At 47.9% G+C, this 17367-nt stretch carries 14 protein-coding genes; 9 read left to right on the forward strand and 5 right to left on the reverse strand.

Annotation, left to right across the window (positions count from 1 at the left end):
- Nucleotides 1-190: 190 nt before the first annotated feature.
- Entirely contained in the window at nt 191-2932 is a 2742-nt protein-coding gene (gene gyrA / locus ACN0R8_RS08495) for a DNA gyrase subunit A (protein WP_417596651.1), read from the reverse strand.
- Nucleotides 2933-3200: 268 nt separating this feature from the next.
- Nucleotides 3201-5186 (reverse strand): methyl-accepting chemotaxis protein, encoded by a 1986-nt coding sequence (locus ACN0R8_RS08500; RefSeq protein WP_417596652.1) that lies wholly within the window; start codon nt 5184-5186, stop codon nt 3201-3203.
- A gap of 305 nt (nt 5187-5491) precedes the next feature.
- On the opposite strand from ACN0R8_RS08500, the gene rdgC reads away from it, so the two are divergent.
- From rdgC to ACN0R8_RS08520, 4 genes are all read left to right on the forward strand, one after another.
- Nucleotides 5492-6412, forward strand: a complete 921-nt coding sequence (rdgC, locus tag ACN0R8_RS08505) for a recombination-associated protein RdgC (RefSeq protein WP_417596653.1) — start codon at nt 5492-5494, stop codon at nt 6410-6412.
- A gap of 64 nt (nt 6413-6476) precedes the next feature.
- The gene (locus ACN0R8_RS08510) at nt 6477-7634 is read left to right on the forward strand and encodes a 1-acyl-sn-glycerol-3-phosphate acyltransferase (RefSeq protein ID WP_417596654.1); all 1158 of its coding nucleotides are present in this window, start codon (nt 6477-6479) and stop codon (nt 7632-7634) included.
- 130 nt (nt 7635-7764) lie between these two features.
- The gene (locus ACN0R8_RS08515; RefSeq protein ID WP_417596655.1) at nt 7765-8898 is read left to right on the forward strand and encodes a cation diffusion facilitator family transporter; all 1134 of its coding nucleotides are present in this window, start codon (nt 7765-7767) and stop codon (nt 8896-8898) included.
- A 186-nt stretch (nt 8899-9084) separates the two neighbouring features.
- Nucleotides 9085-9360, forward strand: coding sequence for a hypothetical protein (locus ACN0R8_RS08520; protein ID WP_077242844.1), 276 nt, complete (start codon nt 9085-9087; stop codon nt 9358-9360).
- 157 nt (nt 9361-9517) lie between these two features.
- Here the strand turns inward: ACN0R8_RS08520 and ACN0R8_RS08525 are convergent, their stop codons facing one another.
- Entirely contained in the window at nt 9518-9946 is a 429-nt protein-coding gene (locus tag ACN0R8_RS08525) for a pilin (RefSeq protein WP_417596656.1), read from the reverse strand.
- Between the two features lie 218 nt (nt 9947-10164).
- Here ACN0R8_RS08525 and pilB point away from each other — a divergent pair, with 218 nt between their 5' ends.
- From pilB to yacG, 5 genes are read left to right on the forward strand one after another with little or no spacing between them, the layout of a single operon-like run.
- The gene (gene pilB, locus ACN0R8_RS08530; protein WP_417596657.1) at nt 10165-11856 is read left to right on the forward strand and encodes a type IV-A pilus assembly ATPase PilB; all 1692 of its coding nucleotides are present in this window, start codon (nt 10165-10167) and stop codon (nt 11854-11856) included.
- Between the two features lie 28 nt (nt 11857-11884).
- A complete protein-coding gene (locus tag ACN0R8_RS08535; protein WP_417596658.1) occupies nt 11885-13114 on the forward strand; it encodes a type II secretion system F family protein in 1230 nt (409 codons plus the stop codon).
- Complete coding sequence (locus ACN0R8_RS08540) at nt 13114-13989, forward strand: prepilin peptidase (RefSeq protein WP_417596659.1); 876 nt, start codon at nt 13114-13116, stop codon at nt 13987-13989. The genes ACN0R8_RS08535 and ACN0R8_RS08540 overlap by 1 nt, the downstream gene beginning before the upstream one ends.
- Before the next feature lie 16 nt (nt 13990-14005).
- Nucleotides 14006-14632 carry a dephospho-CoA kinase gene (coaE, locus tag ACN0R8_RS08545; protein WP_417596660.1) on the forward strand — a complete coding sequence of 209 codons (627 nt, stop codon included), beginning with the start codon at nt 14006-14008 and terminating at the stop codon, nt 14630-14632.
- A gap of 55 nt (nt 14633-14687) precedes the next feature.
- Entirely contained in the window at nt 14688-14894 is a 207-nt protein-coding gene (gene yacG / locus ACN0R8_RS08550) for a DNA gyrase inhibitor YacG (RefSeq protein WP_417596661.1), read from the forward strand.
- A 138-nt stretch (nt 14895-15032) separates the two neighbouring features.
- Here yacG and ACN0R8_RS08555 read toward each other — a convergent pair whose 3' ends face one another.
- The gene (locus ACN0R8_RS08555; protein ID WP_417596662.1) at nt 15033-15983 is read right to left on the reverse strand and encodes a Nudix family hydrolase; all 951 of its coding nucleotides are present in this window, start codon (nt 15981-15983) and stop codon (nt 15033-15035) included.
- Nucleotides 15984-16127: 144 nt separating this feature from the next.
- On the reverse strand, nt 16128-17342 hold the full coding sequence (gene argJ / locus ACN0R8_RS08560) for a bifunctional glutamate N-acetyltransferase/amino-acid acetyltransferase ArgJ (protein WP_417596663.1): 1215 nt from the start codon (nt 17340-17342) through the stop codon (nt 16128-16130).
- Between the last annotated feature and the right edge of the window lie 25 nt (nt 17343-17367).

Below are 17367 nucleotides of genomic sequence, written 5' to 3' on the forward strand. Positions count from 1 at the left end.
TTGGGTCTTCTCAAAATCGAAGTTCTGATGGTCCGGCCACTCAACAGATTAACGACCGTGACAGGTTTCAAATAGGGTTTTAAAACACATCGGAACTTCAGGCCATATCAACGCGGCAGTGCCGCATCCGGTATAAAAGAGTTCCGGCGAGGAAAGCCCTCGCCGGAAAGGTATTCTGAACGACCCGCACTTATTCAGCAGAGTCATCTTCCGCAGAAGGATCAGATGGGGCTGAGTTTTCTAGTTCTGAAGCACCATCGGCCTGATCCGTTGGTACAACGGAATTTTCAGCATCGTCTTCAGGCTCATCAACGCGAACAGCAGTTACCAAGTTCTCATCAGCACCCAGTCGAATCAAAGTCACACCCTGTGTATTACGACCGGATACAGACACCTCAGCAACACGGGTACGTACCAGCGTACCCTTGTCGGTGATCAGCATCATCTCATCCAGATCACTGACCTGCATGGCGGAAACCAGCTGACCATTACGCTCGCTGGTCTGCATTGCAATCACACCCTGACCACCACGGTTACGAACCGGGAAAGCTTCCAGGCAAGTACGTTTACCGTAGCCGTTTTCAGAAGCGGTCAGAATATAGATCTGGTTGTCAGACGCTTCGCCGTTCTCTTCAGTAGAAACCGCTTCAGCTGTCACAGCATTATCTGGGTTTTCGTCGTCTTCCGCAGCCACTTCATTAGTCTGAGGGATGATCAGGGATATCACCTGAACATCGCCCTCTTCCGGCAGACGCATACCCCGAACACCACCGGCAGTACGCCCCATTGCCCGCACATTGGACTCATCAAAGCGAATCATCTTACCAGCACTGTTCAGCAACATAACATGATTACTGCCGTTGGTAATTGCAGCGCCAATCAGGCGGTCACCCTCTTTAATGTCCAGCGCGATTAGGCCACTGCTACGAGGGCGGGAGAACTGACTCAGAGCTGTTTTCTTAACCGTGCCTTTAGCGGTTGCCATAAAGACAAAGTGGTCATCAGGATAATCACGAACCGGCAGAATCGTGCTGATTTGCTCACCCTCTTCCAGCGGCAGCAGGTTCACCATAGGACGGCCTCGGGAACCACGACCAGCTTGAGGCAGCTCGTAAACTTTCAGCCAATACACTTTACCTTTGTTGCTAAAGAGCAAAATAGTATCGTGAGTGGAAGCAACCAGCAGGTGCTCAACAACATCTTCATCTTTAACCGATGTAGCGGATTTGCCACGACCACCGCGATGCTGAGCACGGTAATCACTTAACGGCTGAGACTTGGCGTAACCACTACGAGATATGGTCACGACCATATCTTCTTCGTTGATCAGATCTTCCATAGTCAGATCAAGGTGACTACTAATGATCTCGGTACGACGCTCTTCGCCGTACTGATCACGAATCGCTTCCAGCTCTTCACGAATCACCTGCAGCAGTTTTTCTGAGTCCGCCAGAATACCGGCTAACTCCGCTACCTTCTCCAGAATATCTTTATATTCCTTCAGCAGTTTCTCGTGCTCTAAGCCGGTCAGGCGATGCAGGCGAAGTTCCAGAATGGCTTGAGCCTGGGCAGGGGACAAGCGATATTCACCATTGTCTTCCTGCAGACCAAATTCAGCCTCCAGGTCATCAGGGCGGCAAGAGTCTGCGCCAGCACGCTCTAGCATGGCAATCACATTGCCCGGCACCCAGCTGCTATTGATCAGTTTCTCTTTCGCTTCTGCGGCAGAAGGTGACTGACGAATCAGTTCAATAACAGGGTCGATATTCGCCAGTGCAATAGCCAGACCTTCCAGGAGATGGCCTCGCTCACGGGCTTTACGCAGTTCAAAAACCGTACGGCGGGTTACAACTTCGCGCCGGTGACGCAGAAAAGCCTCTAAAAGCTCTTTCAGGTTCATCACCCGGGGCTGACTGTTCTCCAGTGCAACAATATTGATCCCGAAAACACTCTGCAACTGGGTCTGGGCGAACAGGTTGTTGATGACAACATCACCAGATTCACCCCGCTTCAGCTCGATCACTACTCGCAAGCCGTCTTTATCAGACTCGTCCCGCAGCTCAGAAATACCTTCGATTTTCTTCTCTTTTACCAGCTCAGCGATCTTTTCGATCACGCGGGCTTTATTCAGCTGATAAGGGATCTCAGTGATAATAATGGTTTCTTTATTGGCTTTATCATCACGTTCGATATGGTGGCGGGCACGGACATAGATACGACCCCGACCAGTACGGTATGCCTGCAGAATACCGGCACGGCCATTGATAATACCCTGTGTTGGAAAATCCGGCCCCGGAATATATTCCATCAGGTCATCAATGGTCAGCTCGCTATTATCCAGCAGAGCCAGACAGCCATTGACCACTTCCGTCAGGTTGTGCGGTGGAATATTGGTTGCCATACCCACAGCAATACCGGAAGAACCGTTTACCAGAAGATTCGGGACACGGGTGGGCAGTACTTCAGGAATCTGTTCTGTGCCATCGTAGTTATCAACGAAATCAACGGTCTCTTTATCCAGATCCGCCAGCATCTCATGGGAGATACGCGCCATACGTACCTCGGTATAACGCATTGCAGCCGCGTTATCACCATCGATGGAGCCAAAGTTACCCTGGCCATCCACCAGCATATGCCGCATGGAAAAAGGCTGTGCCATACGCACAATAGTGTCATAAACCGCACTGTCACCGTGTGGGTGATATTTACCGATTACGTCACCGACCACACGGGCCGATTTCTTATACGGTTTATTCCAGTCGTTACCAAGCTGCTGCATCGCAAACAGCACACGACGGTGTACCGGCTTAAGGCCATCGCGAACATCGGGAAGAGCACGACCTACAATTACGCTCATGGCGTAATCCAGATAGGACTGCTTCAGCTCGTCTTCGATGTTGACTGGCAGAATTTCTCTTGCAAATTCACCCATGAGTATCGGAATCCTTTATCGGCAACACTGCGTTGCAACCCAGTGCGCAACACTCTTATTCAAAATTCATCCGATTATACTCTTTATTACCCCCTTGCAGCAATTTGAGCGCTGACGCACTACATTTGTAAAAAGACCACAAATCAGTTTGTTAAGCCTTATCTGCCACTTCCTCCGGGTAGTTCCGGCTTTCGCAGAGACAAAAAAACAGCCTCTGCACATTACGTGACAGAAGCTGATTTTAAAATTCCTGGTGAATCACATACGATCAGAGCAGAAATTCTTTTTTATTCCGGGATACTCCCAAGGCATTCGAGATCCAAAGCACCTTTTCATGCACTTCCGTCTGCACAGAAAGAATCACCTCTTCCGCCTGCTGCGCCTGCTTTTCCATCTCTTCCATACTGGAGATAAAGACCTCAACCTGCTCGACCTGATTCCGGGCTACCTTTGCTCCCTGATGGGCAAAATTAGCCGCTTTGTCGGAGTGCGCCTGAACGGTACGGGACATATCCAGTAGCTCACTGGAAGCTTTCTTTTGCTCCTCAGCAGCGTCAGAGATATTCGTCATATTGTCTTTCAGGTTACCGGATGAGTTACGTAACTGCCCCAGAATGCCACCAATTTTGGTAACCGAGTTTTGCGTTTCCATGGAAAGGTTTCGTACTTCATCAGCCACCACGGCAAAACCGCGACCATGTTCACCTGCCCTTGCGGATTCAATCGCTGCATTCAGGGCCAACAGATTTGTCTGCTCAGAGATACCGGATATCACATCCAGAATACTGGTTACTTCGTCTACAGCAACAATAAGCTCATCCAGGGATTGATGACCACTGCTGAGTGTTGAAATTGCCTGCTCACTGGCCTGCTCCACATTACGGGCACTGATCTGACTTGTTTCCATAAAGCTTGCAGTTTCACGGGCAAAGCTTTCCACCTGTGTAGAGCTAATATCAACATCCTGTGCCAGGCGAGTCAGTTCGTCAGTAAAGCTATGGGACTTAGAAATATAATCCCGGGTTTCATTGGCTGTTTTACTGATGGTATCGATATCCGTCAACACAACCTCCAACGAGTCGGTAATCTGACTCAACTGCGCATGCTTTTCCTGCTGCTGATGCTGCATAGTTTCAATCATATGGTTAAAGTTCTGCGCGATCTGACCCGTTTCACTATCCGGGTTGTGAACCGTAATTTGTCGCATCTCACCGCTTTTTACCAATGAGCCGATACCATCAGAAAGCTCCCGCAGCGTTTTCAGTACAACACGATTCTGAAACAGGTGCAGAATAATAGCGACAAAGACAATCAGCCCCACATAAGCAATAAAAATCTGCTTAACCTGTCTCTCAAGCGTGTGGCGATAGGCAATCACATCTGCCTGCCCGGACAAAATTTGCGACTCAGCATCAGCAATTAACTGATTGACCGCAGCCCGGCTTTTCACCCCAGCTTCAATGTTACTCAGGGTATTATCCAGCTCTGTCGGATACCGGCGCACAAGCCCCTGCAGACCGCTGATCAACTCATCGCCAAGATCCACTTTCGCCGATTCGGACTCTGAGTCATCTCCCCAACCCATCAGGGCCTGCATCTCATCAACCTCCTCCTCGGCATAGACATCAAGGCGAGGCAGTGCATTCAGTTCCGCAGCATCGGCCTTCAACTGCGCAACTTGCTCCAAAAGAGATTCACGATAGCTGCTACTAGCCGTATCCATATACTGCTCTCGCAGATACTTTACCTGAACAAGGGACTGACTCACGTGGTGCAACAGTTTAAAATATCCGGCAGCTACGCGAGGGCTATCGGACTCACCTTCATCGGCATAGTCATAAATTACATCAGCGGCATCAGCAATCTCTTTCTCAGCCTGCAAAAGCAACCCTTTCTGATTACCCGCCAGTTTGCCAGCTCCCCGAAATTCACCGGTCACCCCTTCTTTCAGACGATTCAGGGAATCCGCAATATCTCTGGCAAGGGCCGGAGGCAAAAGCGCCAAACGTTCAGAGGTCAGTCGGTCAATTTCCTGCTCTGCCGCACTCAACTTTAAAGCATTGCCGGTTTGCAGGTATTCCTGAAGCGTACGCCTAAGGTCAAGAGCAACCTCTTCTTTCAACTCGTTATAGGATTGAGTTGCGGAGAAAGCACTGTCGAGACGCTTAAGCCCCCAAAACAGCGTTGCCGCCAAAGAAACAGCGATCAGAACCAGAACAACTGAGGTCGCTCGCGTAACTGTAGCAATTTTCATAGGATGTGTAGCCTTCATCTGCGCGGCTTTCAATTCCCGCCATTCAGTGCAGTAATTGGACGAATGTCCGCAATTAACTTTTTCGCAGCACACAATGCCAAAGCCAAATGACAGATTTCTTACATTTAAATGACAGTAATATTTCTGCAACACTTGGGGTTCGCCCAAGCCTCAGATCTACCTTGCTCCAGAGGTTTGACAGTTTTGTTACCGAATGTAAGAACAACTGTTTTCCCCGTATTATCTGGCTTAGCCGCGTCCTTTATTAGATAATGTCGCGCCCAGAATTGATGGAGTCCTGTCGCATGTGGTTTAAGAACCTTCAGCTTTTTCAGCTCAACAAAGATATCGAGCCGGATCTCAGCCAGCTTGAATCTCAGTTAGAAGCGTTCCGGTTTGAACCCTGCAAGAGTATCGAAACCTACCGGCTTGGCTGGACATTACCCGCTGCAACTGCAGGACAGCTACATCACGCCAGTGGCGGTGCTATTCTGCTTTGCTTACGCCGTCAGGAAAAAGTGATTCCGGCAGCCGTGGTTAATGAAACCCTTCAGGAAAAAGTGGAAGAACTTGAAGCCAAAGAGAACCGCCACGTTGGCAGAAAAGAAAAGCTCAGCATTAAAGAGGATATTCTTAGCGAGCTAACGCCCCGCGCTTTTGTTCGTTCAAGTTTTACCTGGGGTTATATTGCACCCAAGGACAACCTGGTGGTGATTGACGCCTCCAGCGCCAAGAAAGCCGATGAGTTTCTGGATCTGCTACGCCAGACATTGGGGTCACTGCCCGTGGTCCCTTTCAACACCGAACAAAGCCCCAGTATCGTGATGACCGAATGGCTGCAGGATGTCAGCAAACGCCCTCAAGGGCTGGAGCTGGATGGGCAATGCGAACTGCGCTCTGATCTGGAAGAGGGCAGCGTGATTCGATGCAAACAGCAGGAACTGGATGCAGAGGAAATTCTGGCCCACATAGAAACTGGAAAACAGGTGGTTAAGCTGGCGATTAACTGGCAGGAGAAAATCCAGTTTATCCTGCAGGATGATCTCATCATTAAACGCCTGCGTTTTGGTGATGAGCTATTGGATGAAGCTAAAGATAGCTACAGCGACGAAGACCCTATGACCCGGTTGGATACAGACTTTACACTGATGACCCTTGAGCTAAAGCGTTTTATTCCCACTCTGGCGGAATGGATGGGCGGTCAAAGCAATCTAGGATCCAACTAGCCACCACCCAACGAATAGCAACGCCTGCCCGGCAGATTGATAAACCAATGGACTCAGAGAAACAATGAACACACCGGAAAACGACAGCTTTAAAGAGATTCGTCCTTATTACGACCATGAAGTTAATGAGGTCGTTCAGGAGGTCATCAACAACCCTGAACTGATCAGCGCTATCTGTCAGTTCCGTTTTCCACAGCTGCATCAAAGCCTGGGCTTTCTTTTACGCCCTCTGATTCGCCGTAAACTGAAAAGCCAGTTTTCAGATATCAACCGCGTTGACCAGTTTCAGAGCCAGGTCGCCGGCTACATGAACCGAATGATCCGCAACTCTACCGACGGCTTTACCGTTTCCGGTCTCGAGCAACTGGATGCTTCCAAAGCTTATCTGTTTGTGGCCAACCACAGAGATATCGCCATGGATCCGGCATTTGTGAATTATGCTCTCTACCAGGCAAAGCGTGACACCGTGCGTATCGCCATCGGCGACAATCTACTGCAAAAACCTTATATCAGTGACCTGATGCGCCTGAACAAGAGCTTTATCGTTAAACGTTCTGCCAAGGGCGTGCGTGAAATGATGAAGGCACTGACCCAGCTATCCGGCTACATTAACTTCTCTATACTGGAAGAACAGCATTCCATCTGGATCGCTCAGAAAGAGGGGCGGGCTAAAGATGGTATCGACCGCACAGATCCCGCCATCGTTAAAATGTTTTACATGAGCCGTAAACAAAAAGGCTCTGGGCCAACCTTTTCTGAGGTGATTAATGAGTTGAATATCGTACCGGTCACCATCTCATACGAGTATGACCCCTGCGATGAGATGAAAGCACGGGAGCTCAACGCGTTAGCCACTGAAGGCAGTTATAATAAAGTGGAGTTTGAAGATATTGACAGCATTGTTAAAGGCATATCTGGTCATAAGGGGCGTGTGCATGTCCATTTTGATCAGCCATTATCTGATGAATTCACCAATGCTGATCAAGCCGCTTCCCAGATTGACCGCCAGATCTGGGACAACTATTGCTTCTATCCATCAAACTGGTTAGCTCTTGAAAAGCTGGGTGGTTATGAACATATCAGCGGCAAACCCATGATCACGCAACAGGAACGTAATCAGTTTGAACAACACTTAAAGGCAATTCCTGAAAAACTACACGACTATATTCTGAAAATGTATGCGAATCCTATTCTGAATAGTCGTGGCTTAATTAATACTTAACCTGCTCTTTCCATCGGGCTTCCGTATTAAGGTAGCCCGGTGGTAAACAACTACCCTTCATCCCAATTCCGCCTTAGTATTCTCTACTCTTTCTACAAACTCGCTAATATGCCTTACCACAGGAGTTGCTATGCGACAGGAATCGACTAAAGCCGCACATAAAGTCACCCTGATCGGAGCTGCTCTGGATGCAATTCTTGGCATCTCAAAAATTATTGTCGGCTGGGCCAGCAATTCTCATGCATTAATCGCCGATGGCATTCACTCGCTATCAGATCTACTGACCGACGCCATGGTGATGGTTGTCACCTACTACGGCCGTCAGAAGCCGGACAAAAATCACCCTTATGGCCATGCTCGTTTTGAAACCATGGGCACGCTGGTTCTTGGTAGCCTGCTGATCGCGGTAGCTGGAGCGATCTCTTACGACAGTTTTATTCGTCTGTGGCAAGCAGATAAGCTGGCAGCACCCAGCTGGCCGGCACTTATCGTAGCCGCCATATCTATTCTCGGTAAGGAATGGATTTTTCACTACACGATGCGGATCGCACGACAAATCAGATCGGATCTTCTGGTGGCCAACGCCTGGCACAGCCGCAGTGATGCCCTTTCATCTATCGTCGTCCTAATCGGTATCAGTGGCACCATGTTTGGTATCCAATGGCTGGACCAGGTCGCCGCCATGATTGTTGGCCTGATGGTCGCCCATATTGGCTGGAAGCTGATGTCAGGTAGCATTAAGGAACTGGTAGATACTGCTCTACCGGAAGAAGAAACACGTGATATGTTACGCCATGCAGAAAGTATTTGTTGCGTCAGGGCTATTCATAGCCTGCGTACCCGAAAAATGGGGGCAGACGTTTTTCTCGATATCCATATTGAAGTGAACCCAAGGATCAGTGTTTCTGAAGGTCATCAAATTGGTGTTCAGGTTTCTCAGCTGATCCGCGACCATCACCCAGAGGTGGCTGATATAACCTTTCATATTGACGCAGAAAATGACTCAAACGACGACTTACCGTCACTGGAAAAGTTACCACCGTTGAGAGATGACGTTGTCGAACAACTTCAATATGCATGGCGGGCACTACCTATTGAGTTCCAAAGCAACCAACTGGTACTGCATTATCTGAATAATCGTATCGATATCGACCTTTATCTTGCCGACAGCCTGCCTGTGACGCTGTCAGAAAGTATCCTTAAGCAGCACCTGAGTGATAAAGACTGGGTAGGGCAGCTAAGGGTCTGGCAACGAAATAATTAAGGATTATTCATTTAACGATCGGCAGCTCTAAGCCCATTGAAAAAAAACGTCTATTTAATCTGACGGGCAACTTATATAATTCTGTGCAAGGCGGCATTCAATCCAGAGCCAGTTCCGCCACATTCACAGTCATCCGTCACCACAGATCAGATTATAAGATTGCGAACGGCATCTAAGGAGCCTTATATGAGCAGCGCAAACGAAATGAACAAAACCCGCGTTATCAATGAACTACGCCAGTTTATTAAGAAACTTCTTCAGGACCCTGAAATTATTCCCGCGTCCCTTGAGGTTGCCCGTAAACACTCTGGCACTCAAAATGCAGCCACGGTTATCGCTAATGAGATTAGCAGCCTGACCAGCGTTAAGATTCCCGATGATCCGGAAGATTTCTCCGATGCAGATCGCCTGTATCTGGAAGTCTTAAAAGAAGTGATCGACGAAGAGCAAGCAATGTATTAGGCAGAAACAAGCCATACATTTGGCCAGAAGTGGCCGATATCTGTGCAACAACGCTCTTTGCAAATCCAAAAAACCGAAGTTCAAACCTTCGGTTTTTTTACGACCACCAACTGAGACTTAAACCAGATAGAACAGATTGTGGTGCACCCTGTTATATTTATGTTCCAGAGCCAGAACATGCTGAGTCTACGGTTGTCCATGTAATAACGCCACCAGTTGGCGTCGGTGTAATACAGTAGGAAGCTCCACCAAAATCTTCTGTAGCCGTTATGCTAATCACCCCATTTGTCACCGTTAAGGTAGCAACCGCATCGTTAGAATCAGCAGCTGTAATTTCGTCAGGAATATTTTCTTCGCCATTGTCACAATCATCAAAATCCCCTGTAATCTGAGCGCAAATTCCAATTGGAGTTTTGTAGGCATCTGCCGCTGAAAGTACCGCAACTCTGTTCGCTTTAACGACATAATCACCATACTGGGGTACAGCTACGGCTGCCAAAATACCAATAATGGCGACGACAATCAGTAGCTCTACCAAAGTAAAACCCTGTTCTGACTTATTGCTTGCTTTACTCATAAATTCCATTTCATTCGCCTCTGCATTAGTGAAACGCATCCTGAAAGTGATAACCTGACTCTACCCAAATGTCCACCAAACCGATACCACTGGCAACAAAACGATTAACAAGCAATTTAGGTAAGAGCTGACTTATAACAATAGGTAGTATTCTGAAAAAGTCTATTTTCCAATACCTGAACCCGGCAAACTAAAGGCAAGACGCCCACTCAACGGAGGAGAGCCCGGTGACCTTAGATGGAATAGCTAAAAGATTAATCATGGAAGGTGTCCTCAGCGAAAAAAAAGCTACGGCTATCGCAGAGCAGGCTAAGGAGCAGTGTACCTCTTTTCTTCAATATGCAGCCTCTGGTGATCAGGTTGCGCCAAAGGCATTAGCACTGGCAGCCGCTCAGGAGTTTGGCCTGCCATTTATGGATTTGTCTGCCTTTAATCCTGAACACTTTCCAAAAGACCTGGGAAGCGAGAAGCTGATCCGGCACCACATGGTACTGCCTCTGTATCGCCGTGGCAGCAAGCTTTTTCTGGCTATCGCAAACCCGTCACACTTAACGGCTGTGGATGAAATTCAATTTCAGACGGGGCTGAGTACCGAAGCGATTCTGGTACCCCATGATCAACTCTCAAAAGCAGTTAATACTTATCTGGAAGGCGGTGAAGTTGCCTTCGCCCAGTTGGAAAAAGAAACCATTGAAAATCTGGATACTTCCGCAGAACAGAGCAGTTTATCAAATGAGGCTTACTCCAGTAGTTTTGATGATGCCCCTATCGTTAAGTTTGTCGATAAAGTGCTACAGAATGCGATCAGGATGGGGTCCTCAGATATTCACCTGGAACCCTATGAGCACAGCTTCCGCATCCGCTACCGTACCGACGGTATTCTACATGAAGTACTGAGCCCACCATTCAGCCTCAGACACCGCATTACCAGTCGTATAAAGGTTATGGCACAGTTAGATATATCGGAGCGCCGCATCCCCCAGGATGGCAGTATTAAATTAAAAGCATCCAAAACACTCACCATCGATTTTCGTGTTAATACTTTGCCAACACTTTGGGGAGAGAAAATTGTACTCAGGGTATTGGACTCAGGTGCAACCCGAATGAGCATTGATGAACTGGGTTTATCGGAAATCCAGAAAAAGATCTACAAAAACGCACTCGCTAAGCCTCAGGGTATGATTCTGGTTACCGGCCCAACCGGCAGCGGTAAAACGGTAACGCTCTATACAGGACTGAACATTCTGAATACCCCGGAGCGCAATATATCCACAGTGGAAGACCCTGTGGAGATCAATATGGATGGCATCAATCAGGTTAATGTTAACACTAAGATAGGTCTCGACTTTGCAGCCACTCTTCGGGCCTTTCTCCGACAGGACCCGGATATTGTCATGATTGGAGAGATCCGCGATCTCGAAACTGCAGAAATAGCGATTAAAGCAGCACAGACTGGCCACCTGGTTCTGTCTACACTACATACGAACAGCGCTTCAGAAACCCTGACACGCCTGAACAATATGGGAATACCGTCCTTTAATATTGCAACATCTGTCAGTCTGATCATTGCACAAAGGCTGGCCCGAAAACTGTGCAGTAACTGCAAAGCCTTCACCGAAATCCCGGAAAAAACTCTCGTAGAAGCAGGATTCAGCCGCTCTGAAGTAACATCTCTGAAACTGTATGAACCTATAGGATGCGAAAAATGTAACAACGGCTATAAGGGACGCGTCGGTATTTATGAGCTGCTACCAGTAACTTATGATATTTCCCAAATGATTCTGAATAATGCAAATGCGATAGAAATAGCTCAACAGGCAGCGAAGGAAGGTTTTCCGGGCCTGAAAGCATCAGCACTGGATAAAGTGCGTTCAGGTGTAACTACTCTGGCGGAAATACACAGGGTGATCCAGCATTGACTCAGAAGGAACCTGAGGATAAGACACGATGATAAAACCAGAAAAACAAAAACAGCCATATTCAGTGTTCAGCTGGCACGGTGTTGACCAGTCTGGCAATAAAACCCATGGTGAGCTTCAGGCATTAAGCCTGAACAGAGCAAAGATCTATCTGCGTAAACAGGGCATTACGCCAAAGAGTATCCGCAAAAAAAAACCAGCCCGCTTTGGCATCGGCAAGCAAAAAATAACGCAACGGGACACAACACTTTTTACCCGCCAGCTTGCCACTATGCTTCGGGCTGGCGTTCCCCTGATACAGTCTCTTAATGTGATCGCAGAAGGTCTTGAAAATGCGGCTATGCAGACAGTTATACTGAGCGTCCGAAATGAAGTCACTGATGGGAATATGCTTAGCATGGGGCTACGAAAGCACCCCAAGGTTTTTGATAGGCTTTTCTGCAACCTCGTCGAGGCTGGCGAACAATCAGGCTCACTGGATACAATGCTGGATCGGCTGGCCATATATAAAGAGAAGACCGATCGCATCAGAACTAAAATCCAAAAAGCGCTCTATTATCCGGCCGCAGTCGTCGCTATCGGCGTCGTTGTCATGCTGATTTTGCTGCTTAAAGTTATTCCTCAATTTGAATCGTTATTTAACAGCTTTAACGCAGAACTTCCGGCAATAACCAGAGCTGTACTTGAGCTTTCTGAATGGGTTCAACAAGGTTGGTGGCTAATCTTGAGTCTTCTCACTATGACTCCTCTGATTTTTATTCGAAGCTACAAGTCTTCAAAGACTTTCGCTTACCGTATTAACGCTCTGATGCTTAAATTACCGGTTATTGGCCCCATTCTACGTAAATCATCCATCGCAAGGTTCTCCCGAACGCTCTCAACCTCATTTGCATCAGGAGTTCCTTTGATAGAGTCTATGGCATCGGCAGCTGGAGCTGCCGGTAACAGGGTTTTTGCCAAAGCCATTATTCAGGCTAGGGATAATATTTCAGTGGGTCAGCAATTAAATTTCGCCTTAAAAAGCACGCATGCCTTCCCTGTAATGGTGATACAGCTGGTTTCGATTGGAGAAGAGTCAGGGTCATTGGATAGCATGCTGAATAAAGTTGCAGATTTCTATGAAGAGGAAGTTGATGATGCTGTGGAAAGTATGACAACCCTGCTAGAGCCCATCGTCGTGGCTGTGCTTGGTATTATGGTAGGAGGACTGGTTCTTGCCATGTATTTACCTATTTTCAAAATGGGCAGTCTTTTCTGATGAACGAACTGATCTACCTTCTGAATAAAGAGCCAATAGCGACCACCATATTAGTGACTTTGATCGGCCTACTACTGGGAAGTTTTCTTAATGTCATTATTTACCGTTTACCTCTGATGATGCACAGGGAGTTTATGGAACAGTGCCGGCCAGCAAGCCTCTCCCCTAACAACCAAACGGAGCAGAATAGCCAACCGTTTAACCTCGCATGGCCCGGCTCCCACTGCCCTGCTTGTCAGGCCCCGGTAAAGGCATGGCAAAACATACCTGTTATTAGCTACCTGGTATTAAAAGGCCGCTGCAACAACTGTAAAAGCACTATCTCGTTTCAGTACCCGTTTGTTGAGATAACATCTGGTTTTTTTGCTGTTATCAGCTGGCAGTTATTTGGCTTATCACCAGAAGGTATCACTTTCTTTATCGTCAGCCTGTTACTCCTAGCACTCAGCATTATCGACTTTAAAACCTTCCTTCTACCTGATCGACTGACCTTGCCTTTACTTTGGGGTGGCTTGCTGTATCAGAGTATTTATCGACCTGCTTTTCTGAATGAAGCCCTTTGGGGAGCAGCATTAGGCTATCTGATACTCTGGAGCATTTATTGGCTGTTCAAATTGGCCACAGGGAAGGAGGGTATGGGTTACGGGGACTTCAAACTGCTGGCCGCACTGGGTGCATGGCTGGGAGCCAGTCTTTTGCCAGCCTTGCTTATTATGAGTGCTCTTACAGGGCTCATCATAGGGCTCGCCTACAAGGCAAAGCACCGCGGACACCAGGAAGGAGTTCCATTTGGGCCCGCTTTAGCTTTTTCAGGCTGGCTCTGCCTCGCATTTCCTGATACCGTGCGCGCCATTATGGCTAAGCTATTTCTTTAAGGTTTGAAAAGATCCCATGAATACAACCAGATTAGTCATTGGTCTGACCGGAGGTATCGGCTCCGGAAAAACGGCGGCGTCAGATTACTTTGCCACACTAAATATCTGTATTGTTGATGCAGATATAGAAGCTAGGGCCGTTGTTAAGCCTGGCACAGATACACTGGCTAAAATATCAGAACATTTTGGCCCCGGGTCTCTGAATCCAGATGGTTCCCTAAACCGCTCATGGCTCAGAGAGAGAATATTCCAGCACCCTGAAGAACGACGCTGGCTGGAATCAGTAACCCACCCGGCCATACGTCAGCGTATCATCAACAAGCTGGCGGACTCAGACTCCCCTTACAGTATCTTAGTTTCACCTCTTTTGTTTGAAAGCAGGCAAAACCAGCTGACGGACAGAGTGCTCTTAATCGATGTGCCGGAAGCTCTTCAGATGGAACGCACAATAATCAGGGACCAGAGCAATAGTGAGGGCGTTAAGGCTATTCTCAAGGCTCAGATGACTCGGGATGAACGCCGGAAGAAAGCGGATGATATTATTGTCAATGACCGGGATCTGGCTTATCTGCAATCTGAGTGCCTGAAGGCCCACCAGCACTATCTGAAACTGGCAAAGCAGCATGCCAAAACACAAGTCTGACGAATAAAGCCAGGCACTGTTAAATCAAATGACCTTTTGTTAACCGGATGTGAAGATGTCTAAAAAACCACTGACCGTAAAGTGCCCAACGTGTAAAACAGATGTTGTCTGGAGTGAAGCGAGTACACACCGACCTTTTTGCAGTGATCGTTGTCGCCTGATTGATCTGGGGGAATGGGCCAGTGAAAATCATAAAATTGCGGGTGAGAGCGCTTTTGATGAGGCCAGTAGTGATTTAATGGATATGTACCCTAAAGACTAAACTGCAACAATCGAGTCCTGAGTCCCCCAATGCGTAACGTACACTCATTGGGGCACTACATCATTCATTGGGGCACTACATCATTTGGCCAAGGGAAGATCAGGACCACGCTTAAGACAGCGGATAAGCCATCAAAAATCAGACGACTTCTTGGGGCCAAAAAGCCCGAATACCCGCAACTCCTTGCCCTCCTAAACCCCGCGCCCGACGAATATCCGAACGGCCAAGGCCTCCCAAGGCATAAACAGGTATAGGAATAGGTTCAATAGCATTATGAAACGCCTGCCAGCCCAAAGGCTCGACACCCGGGTGGCTTTCCGTTTCCAGCACAGGGCTGTACGTAACCATATCAGCATTCAAAACCTGAGCCATCTGAAGCTGCGTAGGATTATGGCAGGCACAGGATAACCATTTACTCGCAGGAATCGGACGACTCGCATAGTGAGACAGCCGTTCAGTAGTGAGGTGAATACCGTCAGCATCAACCCTGTCAAGTATCGACGGCTCGGCATTCAAAATCAGCAAAGCACCAGCTTTCCGCGTCAACTCCAGGGCAGCATTAGCACGTTTAACAAATTCGTCTTCAGAGAGGTCATGGGCACGTAGCTGAACAAGTTCAATATCCGTATTAAGTGCTATATGAAGCTTCTGCAACCACTGCTCTTCATTCTCAGCATCACCTGTGACCATATAGTGGTCTGGCAGGCGCAATGCTTTCAGAATCGGCTTATTGGCTTCAGGAAAACTGTATTGGGACAGATCTTCTTCTTTAACCCAACGAACCGCCTGCCCTTCACGTCCATACGCCTCACCAGAAAAAGCACTGACCTGCCAGACATCTAACAGAACGGCGCGCTCCGGATAACGGTGATGAATACGGATCAGGGGAGAAGCAGATTCAACATGAATACCCACCTCTTCACATAACTCTCGATCTAATGCCTGACGACCTGTTTCATAGGGAGCCAGCTTACCACCGGGAAACTCCCAGAGTCCTCCCTGATCAACTGTAGCAGGACGGCGGGCAATCAAAATTTCCCCTTTATCATTACGCACAACAGCAGCAGCAACATGAAGATGCTTGGGCATAGGGCACCTGTACTTCTTAGTATCAAAAACAAAAAAAGCAGGATACCGATCAATGACAAGCGACAATGATCATTGTCACATCAATCTGCATCCTACCCTCTGGAGTCTACTCAATCATTTTCAGTCGGAGAACAGATACAGCTTCTAACTACGATAGTCAGCATTAATGCTGACATAATCGTGAGACAGATCTGTTGTCCAAACTGTTTCGGCTGATTCACCACGAGCCAAATCGATTCGAATAGAGATATTTTCCTGGGCCATAACAGCGGAACCGGCTTCTTCCGTATAAGTAGCACAGCGGCCACCCATCTCAACGATTTGAACATCGCTCAGCCAGATATTGATATTATCAACATCCAGCTGCTTCACATCAGCACGTCCCACGGCGGCAAGAATCCGTCCCCAGTTAGCATCACTGGCAAAAAGTGCCGTTTTAACCAGAGGTGAATGGGCGACCGTAAAGGCAACTTCAAGAGCTTCTTCACTATTGCCTGCATGGGTGACAGAGATCTCAACAAATTTCGTGGCACCTTCACCATCTTTCACAATAGCGTGAGCCAAGGGCTGGGCAACACTATCCAGCGCTTGCTGGAAAGCTTCAACAGCAGCAGTATCATCAGCTGTAATGACAGCAGATCGTCCGGTAGCAACCAGCATGCAGGCATCATTCGTTGATGTATCACTATCAATCGTGATGCGGTTAAACGAACGATTGGTTGTTGTGGTAAGCATCTGTTGCAGCAATGCCTGATCAATTTTTGCATCTGTTGCAATATAGCCCAACATGGTTGCCATATTGGGTTTAATCATACCGGAGCCTTTGGAAATACCACTGATATGGACGGTTTCCCCATTAATCTCCACAGTTGCAACAGCACCTTTAGGACGGGTGTCTGTCGTCAGAATACCCTCTGCTGCAGAAGCCCAGTTATTCTCTGACAAGTCAGCTACAGCATCTGCCAGAACCGCTTCTATTTTATCAACCGGTAGCGGCTCACCGATCACACCTGTTGAGAAAGGTAGTACTTCATAATCAGCAACACCGGTTTTGTCCGCAAGTGAAGCGCAGCAACGAGCCGCAGCAGCAACACCGTCAGAGCCAGTACCTGCATTGGCATTACCGGTATTTACCAGAAAATAGCGTGGCGATGCTTTTTCCAGATGTTTTTTTGCCACCTGTACAGGGGCAGCACAAAAAGCATTCTTAGTAAACACGCTGGCAACAGTTGCATCTGCCGGGCACTCAATAACAACAACATCTTTACGTCCCGGCTTTTTGATTCCTGCACAAGCAACACCTAAACGCACACCTGAGATGGTATTAAATACAGGTAACTCCGATAGGCCAACGGCCATGACCACACTCCTCAATATCTGATGA

The sequence above is a fragment of the Oceanospirillum sp. genome (assembly GCF_048265165.1).
Classification (GTDB): Bacteria; Pseudomonadota; Gammaproteobacteria; order Pseudomonadales; family Halomonadaceae; genus Oceanospirillum.

Bases quoted from the DNA above. Each gene is read 5' to 3' on its own strand.
- gyrA (WP_417596651.1), bottom strand. From the start codon at position 2,932: ATGGGTGAATTTGCAAGAGAAATTCTGCCAGTCAACATCGAAGACGAG.
- ACN0R8_RS08500 (WP_417596652.1), bottom strand. From the start codon at position 5,186: ATGAAAATTGCTACAGTTACGCGAGCGACCTCAGTTGTTCTGGTTCTG.
- rdgC (WP_417596653.1), top strand. From the start codon at position 5,492: ATGTGGTTTAAGAACCTTCAGCTTTTTCAGCTCAACAAAGATATCGAG.
- ACN0R8_RS08510 (WP_417596654.1), top strand. From the start codon at position 6,477: ATGAACACACCGGAAAACGACAGCTTTAAAGAGATTCGTCCTTATTAC.
- ACN0R8_RS08515 (WP_417596655.1), top strand. From the start codon at position 7,765: ATGCGACAGGAATCGACTAAAGCCGCACATAAAGTCACCCTGATCGGA.
- ACN0R8_RS08520 (WP_077242844.1), top strand. From the start codon at position 9,085: ATGAGCAGCGCAAACGAAATGAACAAAACCCGCGTTATCAATGAACTA.
- ACN0R8_RS08525 (WP_417596656.1), bottom strand. From the start codon at position 9,946: ATGGAATTTATGAGTAAAGCAAGCAATAAGTCAGAACAGGGTTTTACT.
- ACN0R8_RS08535 (WP_417596658.1), top strand. From the start codon at position 11,885: ATGATAAAACCAGAAAAACAAAAACAGCCATATTCAGTGTTCAGCTGG.
- ACN0R8_RS08540 (WP_417596659.1), top strand. From the start codon at position 13,114: ATGAACGAACTGATCTACCTTCTGAATAAAGAGCCAATAGCGACCACC.
- coaE (WP_417596660.1), top strand. From the start codon at position 14,006: ATGAATACAACCAGATTAGTCATTGGTCTGACCGGAGGTATCGGCTCC.
- yacG (WP_417596661.1), top strand. From the start codon at position 14,688: ATGTCTAAAAAACCACTGACCGTAAAGTGCCCAACGTGTAAAACAGAT.
- ACN0R8_RS08555 (WP_417596662.1), bottom strand. From the start codon at position 15,983: ATGCCCAAGCATCTTCATGTTGCTGCTGCTGTTGTGCGTAATGATAAA.
- argJ (WP_417596663.1), bottom strand. From the start codon at position 17,342: ATGGCCGTTGGCCTATCGGAGTTACCTGTATTTAATACCATCTCAGGT.